The 22109-nt window shown below is 56.6% G+C and carries 17 protein-coding genes and 5 tRNA genes; 6 read left to right on the forward strand and 16 right to left on the reverse strand.

What is annotated here, in order from left to right:
* Nucleotides 1-29: 29 nt before the first annotated feature.
* The 6 genes from thrS to F7D08_RS05350 form a co-directional block, all read right to left on the reverse strand.
* Nucleotides 30-2063, reverse strand: coding sequence for a threonine--tRNA ligase (gene thrS / locus F7D08_RS05325; RefSeq protein WP_152209632.1), 2034 nt, complete (start codon nucleotides 2061-2063; stop codon nucleotides 30-32).
* A gap of 182 nt (nucleotides 2064-2245) precedes the next feature.
* Nucleotides 2246-2321: transfer RNA gene (locus tag F7D08_RS05330), tRNA-Gly, on the reverse strand.
* Between the two features lie 31 nt (nucleotides 2322-2352).
* Nucleotides 2353-2425, reverse strand: a tRNA-Val gene (locus F7D08_RS05335).
* Nucleotides 2426-2472: 47 nt separating this feature from the next.
* Nucleotides 2473-2547 (reverse strand) — tRNA-Val (locus F7D08_RS05340).
* Between the two features lie 45 nt (nucleotides 2548-2592).
* Nucleotides 2593-2663 (reverse strand) — tRNA-Cys (locus F7D08_RS05345).
* A 28-nt stretch (nucleotides 2664-2691) separates the two neighbouring features.
* Nucleotides 2692-2764, reverse strand: a tRNA-Gly gene (locus tag F7D08_RS05350).
* A gap of 155 nt (nucleotides 2765-2919) precedes the next feature.
* On the opposite strand from F7D08_RS05350, the gene F7D08_RS05355 reads away from it, so the two are divergent.
* Nucleotides 2920-3753, forward strand: a complete 834-nt coding sequence (locus tag F7D08_RS05355; protein WP_152209633.1) for a PAC2 family protein — start codon at nucleotides 2920-2922, stop codon at nucleotides 3751-3753.
* Nucleotides 3754-3899: 146 nt separating this feature from the next.
* On the opposite strand, the gene uppP is transcribed toward F7D08_RS05355, so the two are convergent.
* Nucleotides 3900-4784: an undecaprenyl-diphosphatase UppP gene (gene uppP / locus F7D08_RS05360; protein WP_152209634.1), complete on the reverse strand. Its 885-nt coding sequence runs from the start codon at nucleotides 4782-4784 to the stop codon at nucleotides 3900-3902.
* Nucleotides 4785-4923: 139 nt separating this feature from the next.
* Here uppP and F7D08_RS05365 point away from each other — a divergent pair, with 139 nt between their 5' ends.
* Nucleotides 4924-5715, forward strand: coding sequence for a fructosamine kinase family protein (locus tag F7D08_RS05365; RefSeq protein ID WP_152209635.1), 792 nt, complete (start codon nucleotides 4924-4926; stop codon nucleotides 5713-5715).
* A gap of 142 nt (nucleotides 5716-5857) precedes the next feature.
* Here F7D08_RS05365 and dnaJ read toward each other — a convergent pair whose 3' ends face one another.
* Both dnaJ and hrcA read right to left on the reverse strand, forming a co-directional pair.
* Complete coding sequence (dnaJ, locus tag F7D08_RS05370) at nucleotides 5858-7003, reverse strand: molecular chaperone DnaJ (RefSeq protein ID WP_152209636.1); 1146 nt, start codon at nucleotides 7001-7003, stop codon at nucleotides 5858-5860.
* Nucleotides 7004-7091: 88 nt separating this feature from the next.
* Nucleotides 7092-8195: a heat-inducible transcriptional repressor HrcA gene (gene hrcA, locus F7D08_RS05375; RefSeq protein ID WP_152209637.1), complete on the reverse strand. Its 1104-nt coding sequence runs from the start codon at nucleotides 8193-8195 to the stop codon at nucleotides 7092-7094.
* 377 nt (nucleotides 8196-8572) lie between these two features.
* On the opposite strand from hrcA, the gene tkt reads away from it, so the two are divergent.
* Both tkt and tal read left to right on the forward strand, forming a co-directional pair.
* Nucleotides 8573-10675, forward strand: a complete 2103-nt coding sequence (gene tkt / locus F7D08_RS05380; RefSeq protein ID WP_152209638.1) for a transketolase — start codon at nucleotides 8573-8575, stop codon at nucleotides 10673-10675.
* Nucleotides 10676-10748: 73 nt separating this feature from the next.
* Nucleotides 10749-11852 (forward strand): transaldolase, encoded by a 1104-nt coding sequence (gene tal / locus F7D08_RS05385; RefSeq protein WP_152209639.1) that lies wholly within the window; start codon nucleotides 10749-10751, stop codon nucleotides 11850-11852.
* An 82-nt stretch (nucleotides 11853-11934) separates the two neighbouring features.
* Here tal and F7D08_RS05390 read toward each other — a convergent pair whose 3' ends face one another.
* Nucleotides 11935-13101: a pyridoxal phosphate-dependent aminotransferase gene (locus tag F7D08_RS05390; RefSeq protein WP_152209640.1), complete on the reverse strand. Its 1167-nt coding sequence runs from the start codon at nucleotides 13099-13101 to the stop codon at nucleotides 11935-11937.
* A 206-nt stretch (nucleotides 13102-13307) separates the two neighbouring features.
* On the opposite strand from F7D08_RS05390, the gene brnQ reads away from it, so the two are divergent.
* Together brnQ and F7D08_RS05400 are read left to right on the forward strand one after the other, a co-directional pair.
* Nucleotides 13308-14657 carry a branched-chain amino acid transport system II carrier protein gene (gene brnQ / locus F7D08_RS05395; RefSeq protein WP_152209641.1) on the forward strand — a complete coding sequence of 450 codons (1350 nt, stop codon included), beginning with the start codon at nucleotides 13308-13310 and terminating at the stop codon, nucleotides 14655-14657.
* A 201-nt stretch (nucleotides 14658-14858) separates the two neighbouring features.
* Nucleotides 14859-15968, forward strand: a complete 1110-nt coding sequence (locus F7D08_RS05400) for a 5-methyltetrahydropteroyltriglutamate--homocysteine S-methyltransferase (RefSeq protein ID WP_152209642.1) — start codon at nucleotides 14859-14861, stop codon at nucleotides 15966-15968.
* A 181-nt stretch (nucleotides 15969-16149) separates the two neighbouring features.
* Here F7D08_RS05400 and F7D08_RS05405 read toward each other — a convergent pair whose 3' ends face one another.
* The 6 genes from F7D08_RS05405 to secG all read right to left on the reverse strand — a co-directional run bounded on the left by F7D08_RS05405 (nucleotide 16150) and on the right by secG (nucleotide 22062).
* Nucleotides 16150-17727, reverse strand: coding sequence for an aminotransferase class I/II-fold pyridoxal phosphate-dependent enzyme (locus F7D08_RS05405; RefSeq protein ID WP_152209643.1), 1578 nt, complete (start codon nucleotides 17725-17727; stop codon nucleotides 16150-16152).
* A 142-nt stretch (nucleotides 17728-17869) separates the two neighbouring features.
* Nucleotides 17870-18817 carry a PfkB family carbohydrate kinase gene (locus tag F7D08_RS05410; protein WP_152209644.1) on the reverse strand — a complete coding sequence of 316 codons (948 nt, stop codon included), beginning with the start codon at nucleotides 18815-18817 and terminating at the stop codon, nucleotides 17870-17872.
* Entirely contained in the window at nucleotides 18814-19878 is a 1065-nt protein-coding gene (locus tag F7D08_RS05415) for an ADP-ribosylglycohydrolase family protein (protein WP_152209645.1), read from the reverse strand. Before F7D08_RS05415 ends, F7D08_RS05410 begins: the two co-directional genes overlap by 4 nt.
* Before the next feature lie 6 nt (nucleotides 19879-19884).
* Nucleotides 19885-20742 carry an HAD family hydrolase gene (locus F7D08_RS05420; RefSeq protein ID WP_152209646.1) on the reverse strand — a complete coding sequence of 286 codons (858 nt, stop codon included), beginning with the start codon at nucleotides 20740-20742 and terminating at the stop codon, nucleotides 19885-19887.
* On the reverse strand, nucleotides 20739-21689 hold the full coding sequence (locus tag F7D08_RS05425) for an L-lactate dehydrogenase (protein WP_152209647.1): 951 nt from the start codon (nucleotides 21687-21689) through the stop codon (nucleotides 20739-20741). The genes F7D08_RS05420 and F7D08_RS05425 overlap by 4 nt, the downstream gene beginning before the upstream one ends.
* 124 nt (nucleotides 21690-21813) lie before the next feature.
* Nucleotides 21814-22062: a preprotein translocase subunit SecG gene (gene secG, locus F7D08_RS05430; RefSeq protein WP_152209648.1), complete on the reverse strand. Its 249-nt coding sequence runs from the start codon at nucleotides 22060-22062 to the stop codon at nucleotides 21814-21816.
* Nucleotides 22063-22109 lie beyond the last annotated feature (47 nt).

The following is a 22109-nucleotide window of genomic DNA, read 5'->3' on the forward strand; positions in this document are numbered from 1 at the left end:
CAATTACCGGCCTAGATGACTGTACGGAATCAGTCTTCGACGGCGGCCTTGAAGTCGTCGGCGGAGTTGACCTGAACGCGCTTCTTGATCACGGTGAGGATCTGCTCGCGGGCCTGATCGACCGGTACGCCATTGAGCTGGCTACCGTCACGGAAGCGGAAGCTCACAGCGTTGTTGTTCATATCTTCCTCACCAACGATGAGGATGAACGGCACCTTGGACTTGGAGGCGTTGCGAATCTTCTTGCCGAAACGATCGTCGGAGTAATCGATTTCGCAGCGGACCATATCCTCTTCCAAGGACTTGACGAAGTCAGCCAGGTGCGGTGCGAATTCGTCGGCAACCGGGACGCCAAGTACCTGAACAGGAGCCAGCCATGCCGGGAACGCGCCTGCGTAGTGCTCAAGCAGCACGGCGAAGAAGCGCTCGATGGAACCGAACAGAGCACGGTGAATCATCACCGGGCGCTGGTGGGTGCCATCCTTGGCGATGTACTCGAGCTGGAAGCGCTCAGGCAGGTTGAAGTCGAGCTGAATGGTCGAGACCTGCCAGGTGCGGCCGATGGCATCGCGGGCCTGCACGGAGATCTTCGGACCGTAGAAGGCGGCACCACCCGGATCAGCCACGAGGTCGAGGTGCGATGCCTCGGCGACCTCACGCAAGGTGTTGGTGGCCTCTTCCCAAATCTCGTCGGAGCCGACGTACTTGTCCGGATCCTTGGTGGAGAGCTCCAGATAGAAGTCGGACAGACCGAAATCGCGCAGTACCTTGAGCACGAAGGTCAGGAGGTTGGTCAGCTCATCCTTCATCTGCTCGCGGGTGCAGTAGATGTGGGAATCGTCCTGAGTCAAGCCGCGCACACGGGTCAAACCATGCACTTCGCCGGACTTCTCGTAACGGTACACGGTACCGAACTCGAAGAGACGCAACGGCAGCTCACGGTAGGAGCGCTGGCGGGACTTGAAGATCAGGTTGTGCATCGGGCAATTCATCGGCTTCAGGTAGTAGTCGGCGCCCGGCTTGGTCACGTTGCCGTTCTCGTCGTATTCCTCGTCGAGGTGCATCGGCGGGTACATGCCGTCCTTGTACCAGTGCAGATGGCCGGAGGTCTCGTACAGACCGCCCTTGGTGATGTGCGGGGTCTGCACGAAGCTGTAGTGGTACTTGCGGTGCATTTCGCGGGAGTAGTCCTCCATCGCGTTGATTACCGCAGCGCCCTTCGGATGGAACACGGCCAGACCCGGGCCGATTTCCTCCGGGAAGGAGAACAGGTCCATTTCGGCACCGAGTTTACGGTGATCGCGCTTGGCTGCCTCTTCCAGGCGGGTCTGGTAAGCCTTCAGATCCTCCTTGGTGGCCCAAGCGGTGCCGTAGATGCGCTGCATGGTCGGGTTCTTCTCGGAGCCGCGCCAGTAAGCGGCCGCGGAGCGCTCGATCTTGAAAGCCTTGATATAGCGGGTGTTCGGCAGGTGCGGGCCGCGGCACAGGTCCTTCCAGACCACATTGCCGTCGCGGTCGACGTTGTCGTAGAAGCTCAGTTCCTTCTCGGAGATTTCAGTAGCTGCTGCCGGATCGAGATGTGCTTCCTTATCCTTGATAAGCTCGATCTTGAACGGCTGGTCAGCTTCTTCCTTCAGTGCCTCCTCCTCGCTCACGGAACGGCGACGGAAGGACTGGGAGGACTTGATGATGCGCTGCATGCGCTTTTCGATGTCCTTGAGGTCTTCCGGGGTGAACGGCTTGTCAACCTGGAAGTCGTAGTAGAAACCATCTTTGATGACCGGGCCGACGCCAAGCTTGGCATCCGGATAGATTTCCTGCACGGCTTGGGCCATGACGTGGGTGGCCGAGTGGCGCATGATGGCGAGACCGTCCTCGGAATCGAGGGCAATAGGCATTACCGAGTCGCCGTCCGACAGCGGGGTGTAGAGGTCACGATTTTCACCGTTGATCTTCACTGCGATGATGTTCTTGTCTTCCGCGAACAGCTCTACGCCAGTGGTGGTTGCTTCCACCTCCTTCGCCTCGCCGTTGACTGTTATGGAGATGGTAGCTTGCGCCATGATTTGTCCTTTGCTATCGGGGTCCGCGTTACTAATGTGCAGGCCTGGACTGGTTAATCAACAGTGGACACGATAGGCACTGCGTCAGACAATAGCTCATGCGCGTTGTTATCGTTAACGGGATTGGACGCCGGTGGTATGTGTCGGAATACAAGAAAACCTCGCCGAAGCGAGGTTCACCATGGAGCGGACAACGGGACTCGAACCCGCGGTCTCAACCTTGGCAAGGTTGCGCTTTACCAACTAAGCTATGTCCGCAAAGAATCCTGCCGTGAGAAGCAAGATTCAGTGGGCGATGTAGGAATCGAACCTACGACCCCTTCGGTGTGAACGAAGTGCGCTAGCCGCTGCGCCAATCGCCCGATGAAAAATCGGTATTGAATTATGACAAGATGAATCTCTTCACCTTTGGTGGGCGATACAAGATTCGAACTTGTGACCCCTTCCGTGTCAGGGAAGTGCGCTACCACTGCGCCAACCGCCCGGGCCTGCATTGTTTGGTGGCAGCAAATTACTTTGCCGCCGTCCGAGGTGGGTACGAGAGTCGAACTCGTCTATACGGCTTTGCAGGCCGCTGCCTAACCGCTTGGCTAACCCACCGTAAGGTCTGTCAACTCATCGGACCTAGAGCGGACAACGGGACTCGAACCCGCGGTCTCAACCTTGGCAAGGTTGCGCTTTACCAACTAAGCTATGTCCGCGATGCTCTCTGCAGTGTTCCCTGCCGAAGCACGAGTGATTACTATACTCACAAGCATGTAGTTCGTCCAATCTCGGCGTGTCGTCTCGATTTGTCCTTGCTCGCTCATGGCTAAAGCACGCATGTATCGCAACTTCGACACGTTACCCTAGAGGCATGAGTGAAGAAGCGCAGATGTCGACGCCGGTGCTCATTGCCGCGTTCGAAGGATGGAACGACGCATGCCAAGCCGCTACCAACGTTATTCGCTATCTTGTCGGCCAGTACGAGTCCCGTGAAATTCGCCATATCAGTTGCGATGGATACTACGACTATCAGGTGGCTCGTCCCATGATGTGTCATGCCGCCGGCTATGCAAACCTGATTTGGCCTCAGACCACGTTCTATGACATCGTTCTGGAGCCGGATCGACATCTGTATGCGCAGATCGCTCCTGAGCCAAATTATCGGTGGCGTCAATATTGCAACGAGAGTTTGGCGATCGCCGAGGAACTCGATGTGAATCAGATCATTACCATGGGATCGATGTTCTCCGATTGCCCGCACACCAGACCGTTGCCATTATCGATCAGCGACAGCAACTGTCAATGCGAAGGCGATCGGGAATACAACGGCCCTGTGGGCATTCCCACCGTTCTGGATGTGGCTGCCGCTGATCAGGGATTCGCCCATGCCTCCATGTGGGTTTCCATTCCCCAGTACCTTGGCAGTGACGAGTGCGCGGCAGGTACCATACGACTTCTTCATGCGCTTGGCAATCGCATCGGGTTCACCTTTGACACTGGCGACCTGCAATCCAAAGCCGAACAATGGAAAGCGCAGGCGTCGGTTCTGGTCAGGTGCAATGATCAATTAGGCGATTACGTCAATCATCTAGAACATGAATATGATTTGAAGAAGAAGGCCGACGAGGAAGCGTCATTGGGGGCTCCGCAGGCCGAACAATTGGTCAAGGAAGCGGAAGATTATTTGAGAAGCATGGGTGAGTAGCCTACATGAAGTGGCTCGGTCTTGCGCGGATACACGGTTTCGAGGTTCCTGTTGGCGCTGCATAATACGAAAAGGGTGCTTGCTCTCAGTTAAGAGAGCAAGCACCCTTTCATCGTAGGTCGCAGATTAGTTTACCTTGCGAAGCGTCATGCTGCCGCGGCCACCGAGGGGTCGATGGCCGGCAGGATTCCCATCAGCAGCAGGATGGCGACCACGACGGCAAGGCCAATACGGTAGATGGCGAAGGCCTTGTAGGAGAATGTGGACACGAACTTCAGGAAGCCGATGATGACGATGTAGCCGAGGATGAAGCAGACGATGGTGGCCACAATCGTCGGGCCCCAGCCGGGGAACAAGGCGTCGGTCTTGTAGTTCTTTACTGCCTTGACCGCTTCGAGCAGACCGGAACCGAACACGGCGGGAATGGCCATCAGGAAGCTCAGGCGAACAGCTGCCTCACGTTCATAGCCGAGCGCGCGGCCCACGGTGATGGTGCCGCCGGAACGGGAGACGCCAGGAATCAGGGCCAGAGACTGGCCAAGACCGAAGAGGAAGGCATCGCGATAGGTCATATCGGCCATGGTCTTGGACTGGCGGGCACGGGCATCCACCACCCACAGCAGGATACCGAAGAGGAACAGCACGGTGACGGTGATCCACAGATTACGCAGGGTGGTTTCGATCACGTTCTGCAGTGTGAAGCCCAAAATAACGATTGGGATTGAGCCGACGATGACATTCCAGCCCATGGTGGCGTAGTAGTCGCCGCGACCCATGCGGGATTTGAAGTCCTTGCCGTTCTTGCCGAACAAGCATGCGAACCAGTGAGTCAGAATATTGATGATGTCGTGGCGGAAATACAGGATGACGGCAAGCTCAGTGCCGATTTGGATGATGGCGGTGAACGCGGCGCCAGGATCGGAGCCCAGCATCAAATCGCCGAAAATACGAATATGCGCGCTGGAGGACACCGGCAGATACTCGGTCAGCGCCTGAATAATGCCAAGAACAATGGCTTGGAAGAAATTCATAACCCCTCTTAATTACTATCTATCTCGTAGTTATGACGATGAACACACTACCTAATGGGGTGTAGAACGACACTAAGAATTGCTGACATACTTGGCTTCTACAATAAATGCGGTACCAGTTTCGAGGAAGGGAACAGCAATGGCGACATATCGTAAAAGCAGGGCGTTTGCGCCTCAAGGTTTCTTCGAATGCGAAGGCAAGGGCCTGCAATGGCTCGGCGCAGCGCATGCGCAGGGCGGTCCACGTGTGGTCGAGGTATATGGTTGGGGTAAGGATTATTTGGATATCGAGCGGGTGAGCAGCTCCTCCCCCACGGCGAAGGCCGCCTACGATTTCGGCGCAGCTCTGGCCCGCATGCATGACACCGGCGCCGAATACTTCGGTTCCGCACCGGACGGATATGATGGCACTTGCTACTTCGGCCCCCTCCAGGACCCGGTGAAGATGGATACTGGTACATGGAGCGACCCGGTCAGCTATTTTGCTGAAGGGCGATTGCGTCCAATGGTGGAGCTCGGCGTGAAGCGTGGTGAGCTTGATCAGCGTGATGTGGAGCTAACCGAGCGTGTGATTGAGGCGCTTCCTGATTTGATGGGCCGCGCGGCCGACGACAAACCGGCTCGAATCCACGGCGATTTGTGGAGCGGGAATGTGATGTGGACTGCAGATTCCGGCCACAGCGAAGCCGTTCTGATCGATCCGGCCGCGCATGGCGGACATCGTGAGGAAGATTTGGCCATGCTCCATCTGTTCGGTATGAGCTATCTGACGCAAATCACCGAGGGCTACCAGTCGGTCCATCCGTTGAAGGCCGGATGGCGGGAGCGTCTGACCTTGTGGCAGCTCTACCCCATCGCCGGTCACTGCGTGTTCTTCGGCGGCGGTTATGTGAGTGAATACCGCTCGATGTGCCGTTCGTTACTGAAGTAGTCAGCCGAACATAGCCGCAAGAGGTGTTATCGAGCTGATTCTTTTCACACAAACGGGTTGCACCATAGACTTCATGCACGATGAAGTCTATGGTGCAACCCGTTTGTGTTATTCAAAAAGGTTCGGTTTCATTCGCCTTTGCTCAGCTCAACGCGTCCTTCAATTTGCTGAAAAATCCGGCTTTCTTCTGACCGGTTTGAGGACGGGAAGCCTGGGAGATATGTTTGGCATCGGTGTCGTGCGAGGCGGCGAACTGCTCGATGAGGCTGCGTTCGTTGTCGTCAAGTTTCGTGGGGATAAGCACATTCACATGAGCGATGAGATCGCCGCGTTCGTCGTTATTGCGGATGTTGGTGACACCGAGCCCCTTCAATGTCACGGTATCCTCAGGCTGGCAGCCCGCAGGAATGGTAACGGTCTTCTTCCCATCAAAAGTGTCGATGTCAAGATTATGGCCAAGCACCGCCCAGCTCATCGGTACCTGAATCCAGCAATGCAGATCGTCGCCGTCTCGGGTGAACTGCTTATCCGCACGGATGCGGATATCGATATACAAATCACCAGCGGCTCCGCCGCCTTCGCCCACCTCGCCTTGGTTGGCGAGGCGAAGACGTGCATTGTCCCTGATACCAGCTGGCACGGTAACACCCACGTTACGGGTGGTACGCACGCGTCCATGACCCATGCAGCTCGGGCATGGGTTCTGAATAATGGTTCCATGGCCTTCGCAACGTTCACACGGCGCAGAGGTCATCATCTGGCCGAGCATGGTGCGAACCACTTTCTGCATGAAACCTTGACCATGGCAGTCCGGGCAGGTGACCGGCTGGGATCCGCCCTGCGCTCCGGACCCGCCGCATTCCTGGCACAGTGAAAAGGTGTTGATCTTCACATGAGCGGTACCGCCGAACACGGCAGTCTTCAAATCGATGGAAGCGGAGGCAAGAGCATCGCGACCAGGCTGCGTACGCGGTACCGGGCCCTGTGCGCCGCCGCCGAAAGCGGAGCCGAAGAATGTGGAGAACACATCGTTCATGTCGCCAAAACCACCGGAGAAGCCGCCGGCCCCTGCATTCGGATCGTTGGGATCTACGCCGGAATCGTACATGCGGCGCTTGTCCGGGTTGGACAGCACCTCGTATGCGTTGTTGACTTCCTTGAACTTATCTTCGAATTCCGGGCCGGCGATGTCGGGGTGGTATTTACGACTGAGCTTGCGGTACGCCTTCTTGATCTCCGTATCGCTTGCGTTGCGGTCAACACCTAGGGTCTCATAATAATCTGCCACTGATGGTTCCTTTGTGCTCGTTGAGTCTGCGGGTTATTGTGCCACAGCCCTCGGTCAGTCCGAGGTTGCTGATTGCGCCGGTGATGAACTAGCTTTCCGTGCCGCTCTCAGAAATGAACGCGGTAAGGTATCTGGCCACGGCCTTAACCGCGGCCATGGTCGCCGCATAATCCATGTGGGTCGGTCCAATGGAACCAACGAATGCAACCGGATCATTGCTGGTGTCGTCCACGTCGGATTGTTCCTGTTGCGCCGGGGCTTCCCGATGAGAAGAAGCATTGACGCTCCGGCCGTAGCCACTGCTGACCACTGAGGCGTGCAGCAGGCCTGGCGTATGACTTTCCGAACCGATGGCGACCCCTACGCCAGAGGCGTTTGACTCCTCGCTGAGGTTGCTCATCAATTTCATCAGGACCACTTGCTCTTCAAGCGCGTCGAATAATGGCGCAAGATCAGACAAAGAACGAGAATGAGCCAGGTATGAAGCACCTGACATGTACAGCTCGTTGGCCCGCTCATCCAAAGCCATCGATTCGAAGGCGCCGGCCAATGTCTTGGCTGCCTCCCGCACGTCTTCGTATCCTGTGCTGTCTGCGATGGAACGAACCTTCTCCCCCGCTTTCGACAGCGACAATCCATTGCATTGTTCGTTGACGGCAGCGGAAAGACGATTGATTTCGTCAATGGCCGGCATGGTGCTCACAGCGATACCGTGTTGGGCGACGCGCCCTGTGTCGGTGATGACCACGGCCAGTAATGTATTCATAGCCACGGGGACTATTTCGACATGACGAAGCGTCGCCTTGGCAAGGGACGGGGATGCGACCACGGCCACCTGGCCGGTGATTTCAGAGAGCAATCGAGCAGAACGCTGCAGCGCGTCCTTAAGGCTCACCGATCCAGACAGGAAGCTGTTGATTCCACGTCTCTGGGCTTCATTGAGAGGCACCACGGTGGCGAGGCGGTCCACAAAATACCGATACCCTTTTTCCGTGGGCACTCGTCCGGCTGAAGTATGCGGCTGGATGAGGTAGCCTTCGTCTTCAAGAGCCGCCATATCATTGCGTATGGTGGCTGAACTGACGCCGAGATCGTGCTCCTTGGTCAGGGATGTAGAGCCAACCGGCTCCTGCGAGCGAATGTAATCTTCAACTACGGCGCGCAGTACCAGCATGCGTCTTGTTTGCGTCATGCGCGCCTCCTTTATATATGCACCTAATGTTCATGCGGAGTATGTTCCGTGTTCGGTCTGCGTGCTCCCCGGCGACACGCTGAATGGGCATAATCACAGTATTCGGCGTGTCTTGAGCTGCTTGAGCACTCCTGGGAGCTCGCAAACGGCCTTATGCATATTGTATTAGCACTCATTGGTTTCGAGTGCTAATACGTTCGTCGGTAGCGAAGGATTGTGAATTGTGAACGCTAACAGAACACAACTTACCAAAACACGCCAAATATGCACCACAAACGTCTTCTTGCGACGTTAACATGGGAAACGCAATGTGAGGGCGTCAAGCGCCCGGCACAAGCCGGATACGCGGCCCGACCAATTGGAAGGAAAGTAAATCCATGACCGAATTCAAGGAGACCGAGCTCGACGAGCGCGCCATCGCAATGGCAAAGGTCCTTTCGGCTGACGCGGTTGAGAAGGCTGGTTCCGGCCACCCCGGTTCCCCCATCTCCCTGGCGCCTGTCGCCTACACCCTGTACCAGCACTTCATCAAGCACGATCCTAACGATCCCAACTGGGAAGGCCGCGATCGCTTCATCCTTTCCGGCGGTCATGCTTCCCTCACCCAGTACGTCCAGCTGTACTTCTCCGGCTATGGCGTGACCCTGGATGACCTCAAGCACTTCCGTGGCGGCGCTGACACCCGCACCCCGGGCCACCCTGAGTACGGCCTGACCCCGGGCATCGAAATGACCACCGGCCCGCTGGGCCAGGGCTTCGCTTCCGCCATCGGCTTCGCTTATGGTGAGCGTTTCCAGCGTGGTCTGCTCGATCCGGAGACCCCGAAGGAAGATTCCCCGTTCTACCACAAGATCTGGGCTATCTGCGGCGAAGGCGATATCGAGGAAGGCATTTCCGGCGAGGCTGCTGCTCTGGCTGCTAACCAGAAGCTCGGCAACCTGACCGTGATCTTCGATGCCAACCGCATTCAGATCGAGGGTGACACCAACCTGGTGCTGGCCGAGGATGTGCTCAAGCGCTTCCAGGCCTACGGTTGGTACACCGACGAGTTCAGCTTCATCCAGCCGGATGGCTCCTACAAGGAGGACATCGAAGGCCTGGCCGACGTGATTGCCAAGGCCGAGGCCGCTGCTCCGGATCAGCCGAAGCTCATCAAGGTTCACTCCCTGATCGCATGGCCGACCCCGGGCAAGACCAACGATCCGTCTTCCCACGGCTCCAAGCTTGGTGCTGAGGCTGTCGCCGGCCTGAAGAAGGTCCTCGGCTACGATCCTGAGGAATCCTTCCACGTTGACGAAGAGGCTCTGGCTCACGCTCGCAAGGTTGCCGAGCGCGGTCTCGAAGCCCACAAGGCATGGGACGAGAAGTTCGACGCCTGGCGCAAGGCCAACCCGGACAAGGCTGCCCTGTACGACCGCATCAAGGCCGGCGAACTGCCGGAAGGCTTCGACAAGGCCATCGATGACCTTGAAGCCACCTTCGAAGTCGGCAAGGGTGTTGCCACCCGTGGCGCTTCCGGTTCCGTGCTGAATGCCATCGCCGCTGTCATGCCGGAACTCTGGGGCGGCTCCGCCGACCTCGGTGGCTCCAACAAGACCGACCTCAAGGGCGCAGCCACCTTCGCTCCTGCAGAGTGCGCCACCAAGCAGTGGCCGAACTGCAACGAGTTCGGTCGCCAGCTGCACTTCGGCGTGCGCGAGTTCACCATGGGCTGCATCACCAACGGCATCCTGCTGGGCTCCCACACCCGTCCGTTCGGTGGCACCTTCTTCATGTTCTCCGACTACGAGCGTTCCGCTGTTCGTCTGGCCGCCCTCATGGAGATTCCGAACCTCTACGTCTGGACCCACGATTCCGTGGCCGTCGGCGAAGATGGTCCGACCCACCAGCCGGTTGAGCACCTCGCTTCCTTCCGCGCCATCCCGCAGCTCGAGGTCATCCGTCCTGCCGATGCCTTCGAGACCGCTGAAGCCTACCGTTACTTCTTCGAGAAGAAGAACGCCCTGCCGGGCGCCATGGTGCTGACCCGCCAGGGCGTGCCGGTTCTGGCTGAGACCGCCGCCAAGGCCAAGGAAGGCGTCAAGAAGGGCGCTTACGTGCTCGTCGACACCGAAGGCACCCCGGACGTCATCATCATGGCCTCCGGCTCCGAAGTCCAGTGGGCTGTCGCCGCCGCCAAGACCCTGGCTGAGAAGGGCACCAAGGCTCGCGTGGTCTCCTTCCCGTCCATGGAATGGTTCGAGGAGCAGGACGCCGAGTACAAGGAGGCCGTGCTTCCGGCTTCCGTCAAGGCTCGCGTCTCCGTCGAGGCCGGCGTTGCCATGCCGTGGTACAAGTACCTCGGCTCCTACGGCAAGCCTGTCTCCATCGAGCAGTTCGGCCTGCAGGGTGACGGCGCTCAGAACATGATCGACCTCGGTATCACCGCCGAGCACGTGGTCGAGGCTGCTGAGGCTTCCATCGCCGAGGCCAACGCCTGATCCACTGAATAATTTAAAAAAATTTCGGCTTCCCTCTTATCTGGGAGGGGAGCCAATAACAAGGAGAAACAATATGACTGAAGCAACTCAGCGTACGTCCGACAACGGCGTTTCCATCTGGCTGGACGATCTGTCCCGTTCCCGCATCGAGTCCGGCTCCCTGCAGGACCTCATCGCCAACAAGAACGTGGTCGGTGTTACCACCAACCCGTCCATCTTCCAGAAGGCCCTGAGCCAGGTTGGTCCGTACGATGCTCAGCTCAAGGAGCTCGGCAAGGTTGATGTTGAGACCGCTGTGCGCGAGCTCACCACCACCGACGTGCGTAACGCCACCGATATCTTCCGCGAGATTGCCGAGAAGACCGACTTCGTCGACGGCCGCGTCTCCATCGAGGTCGACCCGCGTCTGGCCCACGAGACCGAAGCCACTGAGAAGCAGGCTGTCGAGCTGTGGGAGAAGGTCAACCGTCCGAACGCCATGATCAAGATCCCGGCAACCCTCGAAGGCCTGCCGGCCATCACCGCTACCCTGGCCAAAGGCATCTCCGTGAACGTCACCCTGATCTTCTCTCTCGAGCGTTACGAGCAGGTCATCGACGCTTACATCGAGGGCATCGCCCAGGCTGCCGCCAACGGCCACGACCTGAAGCACATCGGTTCCGTCGCTTCCTTCTTCGTCTCCCGCGTGGACACCGCTGTGGACAAGCTGCTGGAAGCCAACGGCTCCGACGAAGCCAAGGCTCTGGAGGGCAAGGCCGCTGTGGCCAACGCTCGCCTGGCTTACGAGCTGTTCGAGAAGAAGTTCGCCGAGGATCCGCGTTGGGCCGACCTGGCTGCCAAGGGCGCCAAGGTCCAGCGTCCGCTGTGGGCCTCCACCGGCACCAAGAACCCGGCTTACTCCGACTGCAAGTACGTTGACGAGCTGGTTGCTCCGCACATCGTCAACACCATGCCGGAGAAGACCCTGAACGCTCTGGCTGACCACGGCAACGGCGCTCCGTCCATCGAGGGCACCTACGAAGAGTCCCACGCCATCATCAACAAGCTGGCTGAGCTCGGCATCAACCTCAAGGACGTCACCGACAAGCTGGAGGCCGACGGTGTCGCCGCCTTCATCAAGTCCTGGGATTCCGTGCTGGCCGACGTTCAGTCCGGCATCGATCGCGTGAACGCCTGAGACACACTGATGTAGTGCGTGAACAGCGCATTATCCAGTAACTTGAGGCCCTGACCTGTAATGGTCAGGGCCTCATCGCATATCACACTAATGATTCCAACCATGCCCGCATACGTCGCAGGCCTTCCGCCGTATCTTCGGCACTGCCCACGTAAGACAAACGCACATAGCCCTGCCCACGCAATCCAAAACCGGATGCCGGCGTAACCACCACTTTGGCTTCATTCAACAAACGAACCGCAAAGTCATGATCATCTAATCCGGTGTTCTTGACATTGATGAGAATATAGAACGCGCCGTCCGGCGTATTGCAAGTCACCAATGGCATATGTCGCACCGCATCGACGACCATATCCCTATTCGCGCGGTACGCATCCTTCATCGTGGAAAGAATATCCACGGAACCTTCCAACGCAGCAGCAGCCCCCATTTGCAACGCATCTGGTACACAGGACACCACATTCTCCTGCATAATCATCATCTGGTCGATAACTGCCTTAGGACCAAAGGCACATCCAATGCGCCAACCGGTCATAGCAAAGGTTTTCGAGAATGAATCAACGATAATCGTGTGCTCTTGCATGCCCGGCATTGATGCAATCGACAGGAATTGCGTGTGATCGTCATAGACGAACGCCCGATATACTTCATCGCTGATCACCCACAGATCATGTCGCTTGACTACTTCGGCTATCGCGGCAAGCTCTTGTGGATTGATGATCGCCCCAGTGGGATTGGACGGCGAATTCAGTAGCAGCGCCTTCGTCTGAGGTGTGATGGCTGCTTCAACATCAGCCGCACGCATGCGGAAGCCGTTATTTTCACGCAATGGTACTGGCACGACATGCGCATGCACCATCTGCACCTGTCCAAAATAGTTCGCGTAACCAGGGTCGGGAATAAGAATGTCGTCATTCTCATCCAACGTGGCGATCATCGCCAGATACATGGCTTCCATACCGCCCGCTGTAATGATGATATGGTCGTTTGGTTCGTATGCGATGCCATCCAGCCGAAGCCGATATTCGCACCATGCTCGGCGCAATGCCTCGGTTCCTCGGTTCGGCGTGTAATGGGTATCGCCATGAATGGCCGCCTCATATGCGGCATCAATCATAGGCCGAGGCGTATCGAATCCCGGCTCCCCTATCGCGAACGAGATTGCATCCGGCACATGCGAGGCGAGTTCGAACATCTCCCTCACACTGGGATACATCGCTTGTTGAGCGCGGCATGAAATCGCAGGCATAACCCCAACCCTTTCTCATATTGCAAGCCATAGCCCAATAGTGGTTTGCATTGTAGAGACAACATGTTTCGCCCACCATAATCACAACGTCACAGGCCATGAGATGCAAATGCCCGAAACGTGAACGCAACCATGGTATTCCGATTGGCTGGTCTTGACCCTGATTCGCAACAACTGGTAGGTTCGCGGGAGAAGAGAGGAGCATTATGCCGACATTGCATCCACGCCAACGACTTGTTATGACGTTCACGTTCTTTTCCATGTTCTTCGGAGCGGGTAATCTCATTTTCCCGCCATTCGTGGGTGCTCAGGCCGGTGCGGCCACAATTCCCGCGGCAATCGGCTTTATCGTGTCCGCGGTGGGCCTGCCTATTCTGGGTGTGCTGGCCGTCACATTCGCCGGTGGCTTCGACAAGCTCGCTGGTCGTGTCTCCCCCAAATTCGCCGTATTGTTAGGCGTGGCCATCATTCTGACCATCGGTCCATGCTTTGCGATTCCCCGCACCGCAACTACCTCATTCGAAATGATGGTGGCACCTTTTACGCCGGACAGTTCCCGATGGATCGCGCAACTGGCCTATTCATTGGTGTTTTTCGCTTTGTCATTCGTATTCGCCCAGCATCCAGAAAAACTGTCCAAGGTACTTGGACGGTTCATGGGACCGCTGCTTTTGGTCTTGATCGCAGTGCTGTTCGTAGCCTGCCTGGTGCACGGCATTGACACTGCTGCCCATCCTGGCGGTAATTATCAGACGAATCAGATGGCCCGAGGCTTTTTGGATGGTTATCAGACCATGGATTTGCTCGCCGCGCTTTACTTCGGCATTGTGATTTCCGCGAACATCCGTGCGCTTGATATCACCGCAGAGGCGCAAGTGCAACGCGAGACCGCTTTTGCCGGACTCGGCACAGGAGCATTGCTGATTCTGATTTATGGCGCATTGAGCTATGTGGGCACGGTATCCGGTTCCATCACCCCCATTGATGCGGATAGTGACACTGGCGCCACGGTGCTAACGAATCTCACCGATGCAGTATTTGGCACCGCAGGTACCGCTTTCCTCGGCGTAGTGTTCGTCATCGCTTGCCTCAACGTCTGCACTGGTCTCATTTGCACCTGTGCCACCTATTTCCATACCAAGTTCCCGACGGTTGCCGGTCGCTCGGTCAGCTACCGCGCCTGGCAGGTCATGTTTACCGTTTTCAGTTTCATCGTCTCCAACGCAGGACTGAGTTTAATCATCAAGGTTTCCGTGCCGGTGCTTTCGGCCTTGTACCCGATTTCGATTGTGCTGGTGCTGTTGGCAATCACCCATAAGGTGTTTGCGGCACGATTCCATCGCGTGTATTTCTGGACTGTGCTGATGGTAGGCGTCGTGGCGCTCATCGGATGCATTGATTCGCTGGCCGCCGTGTTTGGTGGATCATTGCCTTTGCTGGATTCGGCACTTGGCCTGCTTCCATTGCAGGAACAGCAGCTAGGCTGGTTCATTCCGGCGGTTCTCGGCATGATTATCGGTGTGGCGGATTCACTGAGAATAACCCGTACGGCTTGATTCGTCAGCTGATCACTCATACGACGTTCTATGAGACGATTGCCGACAACGTAGCCTTTGCACTGATAAGGTACCCATCGTATGGTTTGTTCTGCCATGCGATGACTGCATGGCAGAACAAATGATGTGGCATAACCGTATCAATCATGGTTACTTCAGCAGGTCGGCTGAAGTAACCATGTCTCGTTAAGGAGTGATTCCATGGCGTATCAGCATAATGCACCGTTCCGTGCCGACGTGGTCGGCAGCTTTCTTCGTCCTGCCGAACTGAAGGCGGCCCGCGTTGATTTCGAAGCAGGACGTATTGATGCTGCTGCACTGAAAGCAGTGGAAGACAAGGCCATCATCGAACTGGTCGACAAGCAGAAGGCCGCTGGACTGCATGTGATCACCGATGGTGAGTTCCGCCGCGCTTACTGGCACCTTGACTTCATGTGGGGACTGAACGGCGTCAAACGTGGCACCGCCCCCATTCTGTTCAAAGGCTCCGATGGCACGCCCGTGACCGAGGCTGCCGGTGTCGATGGCGAACTCAATGGTGAGAATCATCCATTTGTCGAGCACTACAAGTTCGTTAAAGCATTGGAGGATGAGAACACCATTGCCAAGCAGACTGTGCCCTCCCCCGCACAGACGCTGTTCGTACTGCAACAAGGCATCGCCGAAGAGGCCACTAATCCGTATAGGGATAATGATGCGTTGGCTGAAGCGATCGCCAATGCTTACATTCAGGTGGCTCACGATTTGTATGCTGCCGGTTGCCGCACGCTGCAATTCGATGATTGTACCTGGGGTGCGTTCGTGTCCGAAGACTTCAAAGACACAGTGTTTGGCGTCGATGCCAAGACCGTGCAGCGCCAGTATGCCGCCGTCAACAACGCCGTGATTGCCGCCGTACCGGATGACATGGTCGTCACCACGCATATCTGCCGCGGCAATTACCAATCCCAGTGGTTCTCCGCAGGCGGCTACGGTCAGGTTGCCGATGTGCTGTTCGGCGAAGAGAACGTCGCCGCCTACTACCTTGAGTTCGATGACGATCGCTCCGGTGATTTCGAGCCATTGGCCAAGGTATCCGGAGACAAGAAGGTGGTGCTTGGCCTGATCACCTCGAAGAAGCCGGAGCTTGAAGATCCGGAGGTGATCAAGGCTCGTATCGCCGAAGCCGCACAGTACGTGCCGCTGGAGCGTCTGTGTCTGTCCACCCAGTGCGGTTTCGCCTCCACCGAGGAAGGCAACCATCTGACCGAGGAGCAGCAATGGGCCAAGATCGCGCTGGTCCGTTCTATCGCGGAAGAAGTGTGGGGCTAACTAGTCATATGCATTGATGCAGTGATGGGGTTGAGGGATGCGATGCCGGACCGTAAGCTTGGCCGAACGGCCTTGAGTGTGTCAGGCATCGCATCCCTCAACCCCATCACTGCATAGGAGCTGGTCTTTTTTATTTCGAGGCGTTATACGCTCACATTAGTTTCTCTAGTGGTCTATAAGCTCAGTTTTGCCAATAGTAACTGAAGAAGTTGGCGATTTTGTTGGTGGCATCCTTGAGCACTTCGATGCGCGGCAGATACACGATACGGAAGTGATCCGGCTCTCCCCAGTTGAAGCCGCCGCCACGCGTGATCAGAATACGCTCATCATGAAGCAGATCAAGGGCGAACTGCTCATCATCATGAATATTGAACTTCTTCACATCGATTTTCGGGAAGATGTAGAACGCCGCCTTGGGTTTGACCGCAGTCAGACCAGGGATGCTGTTGATGGCATTGTAGATGTACTCGCGCTGTTCGTAGAGTCGGCCACCTGGCACGATGTAGTCATTCACACTCTGATGGCCACCCAATGCCGTCTGTACAATGGACTGCGCCGGCACGTTCGAGCAGATACGCATGTTCGCCAGCATGTTGATGCCCTCGATATAGTCCTTGGCGATGCGCTTATTGCCGGAAAGCACCATCCAGCCAACACGATAGCCCGCGATCATATGGGACTTCGACAGACCGGAGAACGTGACGCAGAACAGATCAGGCGCAAGCGATGCGATGGACGTATGCTTCAACCCGTCCATGACCAAACGATCGTAGATTTCATCGGAGAAGATGATGAGCTGATGCTCACGTGCGATATCCACGATCTGTTGCAGCACTTCCTTGGGATACAGTGCGCCCGTCGGATTATTCGGGTTGATAAGTACGATGGCCACTGTGCGATCGGTGATCTTGGAACGAATATCATCGATGTCCGGATACCACTCCGACTGCTCGTCGCACACGTAATGCACCGCAGTACCGCCGGCCAGATTCACGCAGGCGGTCCATAGTGGGTAATCCGGGCTGGGGATCAGTACCTCGTCGCCATCATCCAGCAAGGCCGACATACAGAGGTTGATGAGCTCGCTCACACCATTGCCAGTATAAATATCATCGATGGTCACGTTCGGCAGATTCTTCAGCTGCGCATACTGCATAATGGCCTTACGTGCGGAGAACAGGCCCTTGGAAGGCGAATAGCCTTCCGTATCGGTCAACTGATGGGCCATATCGTATACGACTTCGTCCGGTGTGCGGAAGCCGAATGGAGCGGGATTGCCGATGTTCAATTTCAGGATGTGCGTGCCGTCCGCCTCCATACGAGCCGCTTCATCGACCACCGGCCCTCGCACGTCGTATAGCACATTGTCGAGTTTGTGAGACTTGCCGAAGGCGCGGCGGCGACCAACCGGGATTTCGACGTCAAGGCTCATATCCTTGCCACGTTCCGGATGGGACTCCATTGGAACCGATGTGCTGCCTGTATCGGACGGGGTTTGAGAGTCCATGGTGTCGGGCATCGAATCCGCGTTATGGTCGCTGGATTCGCCGCGCAACCAGTTCACATCCACGTCCAGCTCGTTAGCCAGAAAATCAAGCACATCCTCACGCGGCATGGTTTTGCCGGCCACGTATTGACTGATATGACTTTTACCCATTTTGACGCCACGGTGTTCCGCCGCATGCACCAAATCGATCTGCTTCAATCCCCTGCTGTCCATGGCGCTGTGCAAACGCTGGGCGAATACCGTGACGGTCATAGTCCCTCCAAACAGAAGTTCAATTTCATGTTGAACAACGGTTCAAAGACTACACCTAGTTCAATTCGAGTTCAATTTACATGTCGTAATAATTGCATAATGAAATACCATGCAAACTTACTCCATGACGTCAAGCGGTTTTTCACTGAAACTCTGGAACAAGCGCTGCCAGCTCGCCTCGTGATGGACAGGTTGCGGGACCCCGCCGCGTCACGGAAATCGCGGCAGCGATATTGGCCATCCGCACTGCGTCGTGAAGTGATGCACCCCGAATCAATTCGGCACTCATCACTCCCACATGGCAATCACCGGCACCATTGGTATCCACGGCATGTACATGGTGCGAAGCGATAAGCTCAGCGCTGCGACCTGGCTTCTCGCACAGCCATGCGCCAGAGGAGCCGGCGCGCAGAATAACGGGAGCCTCGACCGCAGTGCTTAATGCTGCGCATGTATTGCCGGTATCGTCCAGCATGGCGCCGGCAATACCCAGTCTACGGGCCAGGGCAAGAGCCTCTTCGTAATTGCATGACCAAATGGGGTGATGCGCGATGATTGCGGACAATAAGCGGTCTTCCGCCCCAGCGGTGACCGAGGATGGGTCGAACACCGTGGTGAAATCGTGGGATTGGCATCGTTCGAGGAAAGCCAGCAGACCACGAGCCGTTGGATGCGCGAATGTATAGCCGTTGATATGTACGATATCGCTTCCTTCAGGCGCGATCGCATCGAAGCAATGCTCATCGCCCTGCGTTTCCGCACCGCGCACGGTGACGAATGTACGTTCGGCGCGGGCATCGGTCATGGCCATACATATTCCGGAATCACGGGAGAAATCCGTCAGGCCGATGTGTTCGATGCCATCGGTGGCCAGAGCTTCACGAATCTGCGTGGCCCATGGACCGGTGCCGATGATACCCCCGTGAGCTGCAGAGACCCCCATCTGCCGAACAGCATGCAGGATGTTGAAGCTGGAGCCCACTCGTGCCACGGCTTCGTCGGCGAAGGCATCGCCGCCCGGTTCGGGAACACGATCGATTCGCATGGTCAGATCGACCAGCATCTGTCCTAACGAAATGACCTTGCTCATTGTTCGCCGCTCCTGGAAATGGCCAGCAATTCATTGGCTACATGGCGTAAATCGATGTGATTGGTCTCTTGAACCAGGCGAACCATCTCTTCAGGGAAAGCTTCCACTCCATGAGATGCACCAAGTATGGCGCCAACCATTGCGCCGATGGTATCGGTATCGCCTCCGATATTCGCCGCCACGCATAAGGCGTCGTATGGCCGTTCGGAGTAGCGGGTGGCAATGGCAAATGCGGCAGGCACCGATTCGTTGGCTTCCACACTGGTGCCAACGAGTGCACGCAGCTGATCGCCGAACATGTCATGGTCATAGATATCACCGGACTGCGAATCGGCATGCTCTCGAGCCCAGCTGATGGCCCAGCGGGTGCGGGCGAGCACTGAAGCCTTAGGCGACCAGTGCCCCACTTCCATACCTTCGAAACGGTTCATGGCAAGATAGGCGGTGACATAGTTCAAAGCCATCATCATGGCTTCGCCGGCGTCGGTTCCTTCCAAACCATAACTCACGGTTGCCGCAATAAGCATGGTGGATTCAATGCCTTGCGTGGTGTTATGGGTCACGATGGAGGAACGGCGTGCGATATCCGCCAAATGGGTGTCCGGCCTATTGGCGATGCCGATGGGGCATGCTCGCATCGCACCTCCATTGGTGGTGCCGTGAATACCTGTAAGATTCACGTCCATACCGGCTTTGAATTGCTCCAGCGCGTATTTGGTGGAAGGCCCCAGCAGGTCAAGCGAGCCTTTGGCCTTCATGTCATCCTCCCAGTTGAGCAACGATTGTGCGTACTGGTGGATGTCCAGTTCTCCTTCACCGGCAATCAGCTGGTTCGCCAGAACAAGCGCCTGCTCGGTATCATCGGTGATGGAACCTGCTCTCATGCCCGGAGCTATAGGCTGCTCGGGAGAAGCATCCACAAAAGTCCGAATAGGCTTGAAACCATATTCCGCACGGATCTGGTCAGACGACATACTTTGTGTGGGCATGCCCAAGGCATCACCAATGGCGAGTCCCACTAACGCGCCGTAAGCGCGGCCCTCCAACATATTCTTCTTCATGATTCCCTACTGTAGACGTGCCTCAATCCATTGGGCGACGCCATCATCATTGTTTGCGGGGCAGACTTCGTCTGCGATTTCGAGCACCTGTGGATTCGCGTTGGCCACGGCCACTCCCCTGCCTGCGGCACGCATCATATTGATATCGATCAGATCATCGCCGAATGCGACGGTATCTTCAACTGGTACGCCTAATCGTTCACAGAGCATGCTGAACGCATGTTCCTTGCTTGCCTGCGGATTCATCAGCATCCACATCACACCCTCTGAAATGGATATGCTGAAATCATCAGGAACCAATGGTCGCAAAGCCTCCCACTGGTCTTGTTCCGGGAAGATTGTTATTTTGTCGGCCGTGCCCTGCGGCACGTTGCCGTTGGGCTCAATCTGGAAATTCGTGTATTGGAACGCCTGGGTCTTCCAATACTTCCGGACATCGAAATTGGTGTATCTGACATCGTTCATCACAATGCCCAATTGCAGTCCCGGCATCGCCTGCAGCAGCTGGAGACACACTTCACAGGCTCGCTGGGATGGAAACCCGACTTTGACTAGATTGGGGTTATCGTCGGCGGACGCGGAAGTCAAGGATTTGAAATCGGAGTGAGCCGGATCGAAATCAATCAGCGCGCCGTTGAGGTATATTACGGCATCCACGGGAAGCATTTGAGCGAACCTCAGTCCAGTGCTCACCGGGCGCGCGGTTGCGATGGCGAACTGGTAACCGGCTTCATGCGCCTGTTCAATGACCTTGATGCTGCGCTGCGTGATGGAGCGGTTTTCGAACACTGCAGCGTCATGCAGCAGCGTGCCATCAAGATCAGCGACCAGCAGTTTCGGCTTGTTGGTTGGCGTATCGGTCACAGCAGCCCCTCGCAATGTTCACGCACGAGCTCGGCAGAATGATGGAGCTTCTCACGCTCGTCATCGTTAAGATCCAGTTCCACGATTTCATTCGCGCCATTGGCACGCAATTCGGTGGGAACGCCGAGGAAGACGTCACGCTCGCCGTATTCGCCGTCCAACAGGGTGGAGACCGGCACGATTCGGCGTTCATCCCACAGAATCGTCTGCACAATACCGGCCACAGTGGATGCGATGCCGTAGTTCGTGCCATGCTTGGCGGCCACGATTTCGTTACCGCGCGTGCGGGTCTTCTCTTCGATCTCCGCCGTGGATACGGAGGAGAATCGATCCTGATTGTCGGCGAGGAATCGGCTGAACGGCTTGCCGCCGAGCGATACGGTGGACCATGCGGTGAATTGGGAGTTGCCATGCTCGCCCATGACGAAGCCGCCCACATTGCGCGGATCCAAGCCGGTCTCCTCGCCAATGATGGTCTTCAGACGGGAGGTATCGAGTGCGGTGCCGGTGCCCAGCACCTGTGTGCGTGGCAATCCGGAGCGTTTCCAGGCATACCAGGCCATGACGTCGACCGGATTGGAAACCATGACGATGACGCCGTTGAATCCGGAAGCCATCACATGATCGACCACATCGCCGACCAATCCCACCGTAAAGCCGAGCTCGGCCATTCTGGTGGAGTTTGCCGGCGGCTTGCGGCCTACGGTAATCACAACGATATCGGCGTCTTTGCACTCGTCATAATCACCAGCATGCACTTTGACATGACGATCCTGGAATTCGCTGCCATCATCAAGATCGTGGGCCTCGGCGATGGCTTTCTCCATGAAGTGATCGATGAGCACCAGTTCGTTGCATAGACCATGCGTGACGATGGCGTATGCGGCGGTGGAACCCACCTGGCCGGTGCCGACGATAACGACTTTGTTGCGGTTCATCGTAACCATATTGTCTCCTCCTGTCGCAGTCCTCCGTCATCTGTGATGACGTGATCCTGCTATGGATATGTGAAACGAATACGACCCATGACCGAACGGACGGCCATGGGTCGTATGAAGCATAAACGGATAATCAGCCCAAGTTGAACTTGGTCATCATATCGAGGCCGATAATCAAGGCCACCCAGATGAGGGCGATGATGACGGTCCAGCGGTTCAGGTTCTTCTCTGCCACACCGGAGGTGCCAGCGTTTTGGGTCAGACCGCCACCGAACATATCGGACAAGCCGCCGCCCTTGCCCTTGTGCATGAGGATGAGCAGGGTCAGCAAGCAGCTGAGCACGACGACAACAACTTCGAGCGTGATCTTAAGAGCGGTCACAGGGTACCTCCGAGTCCAAATTACTGTTGAATAGCATAGCGCACATG

The organism is Bifidobacterium cebidarum, assembly GCF_009193305.1.
In the GTDB taxonomy this organism is placed as follows: Bacteria; Actinomycetota; Actinomycetes; order Actinomycetales; family Bifidobacteriaceae; genus Bifidobacterium; species Bifidobacterium cebidarum.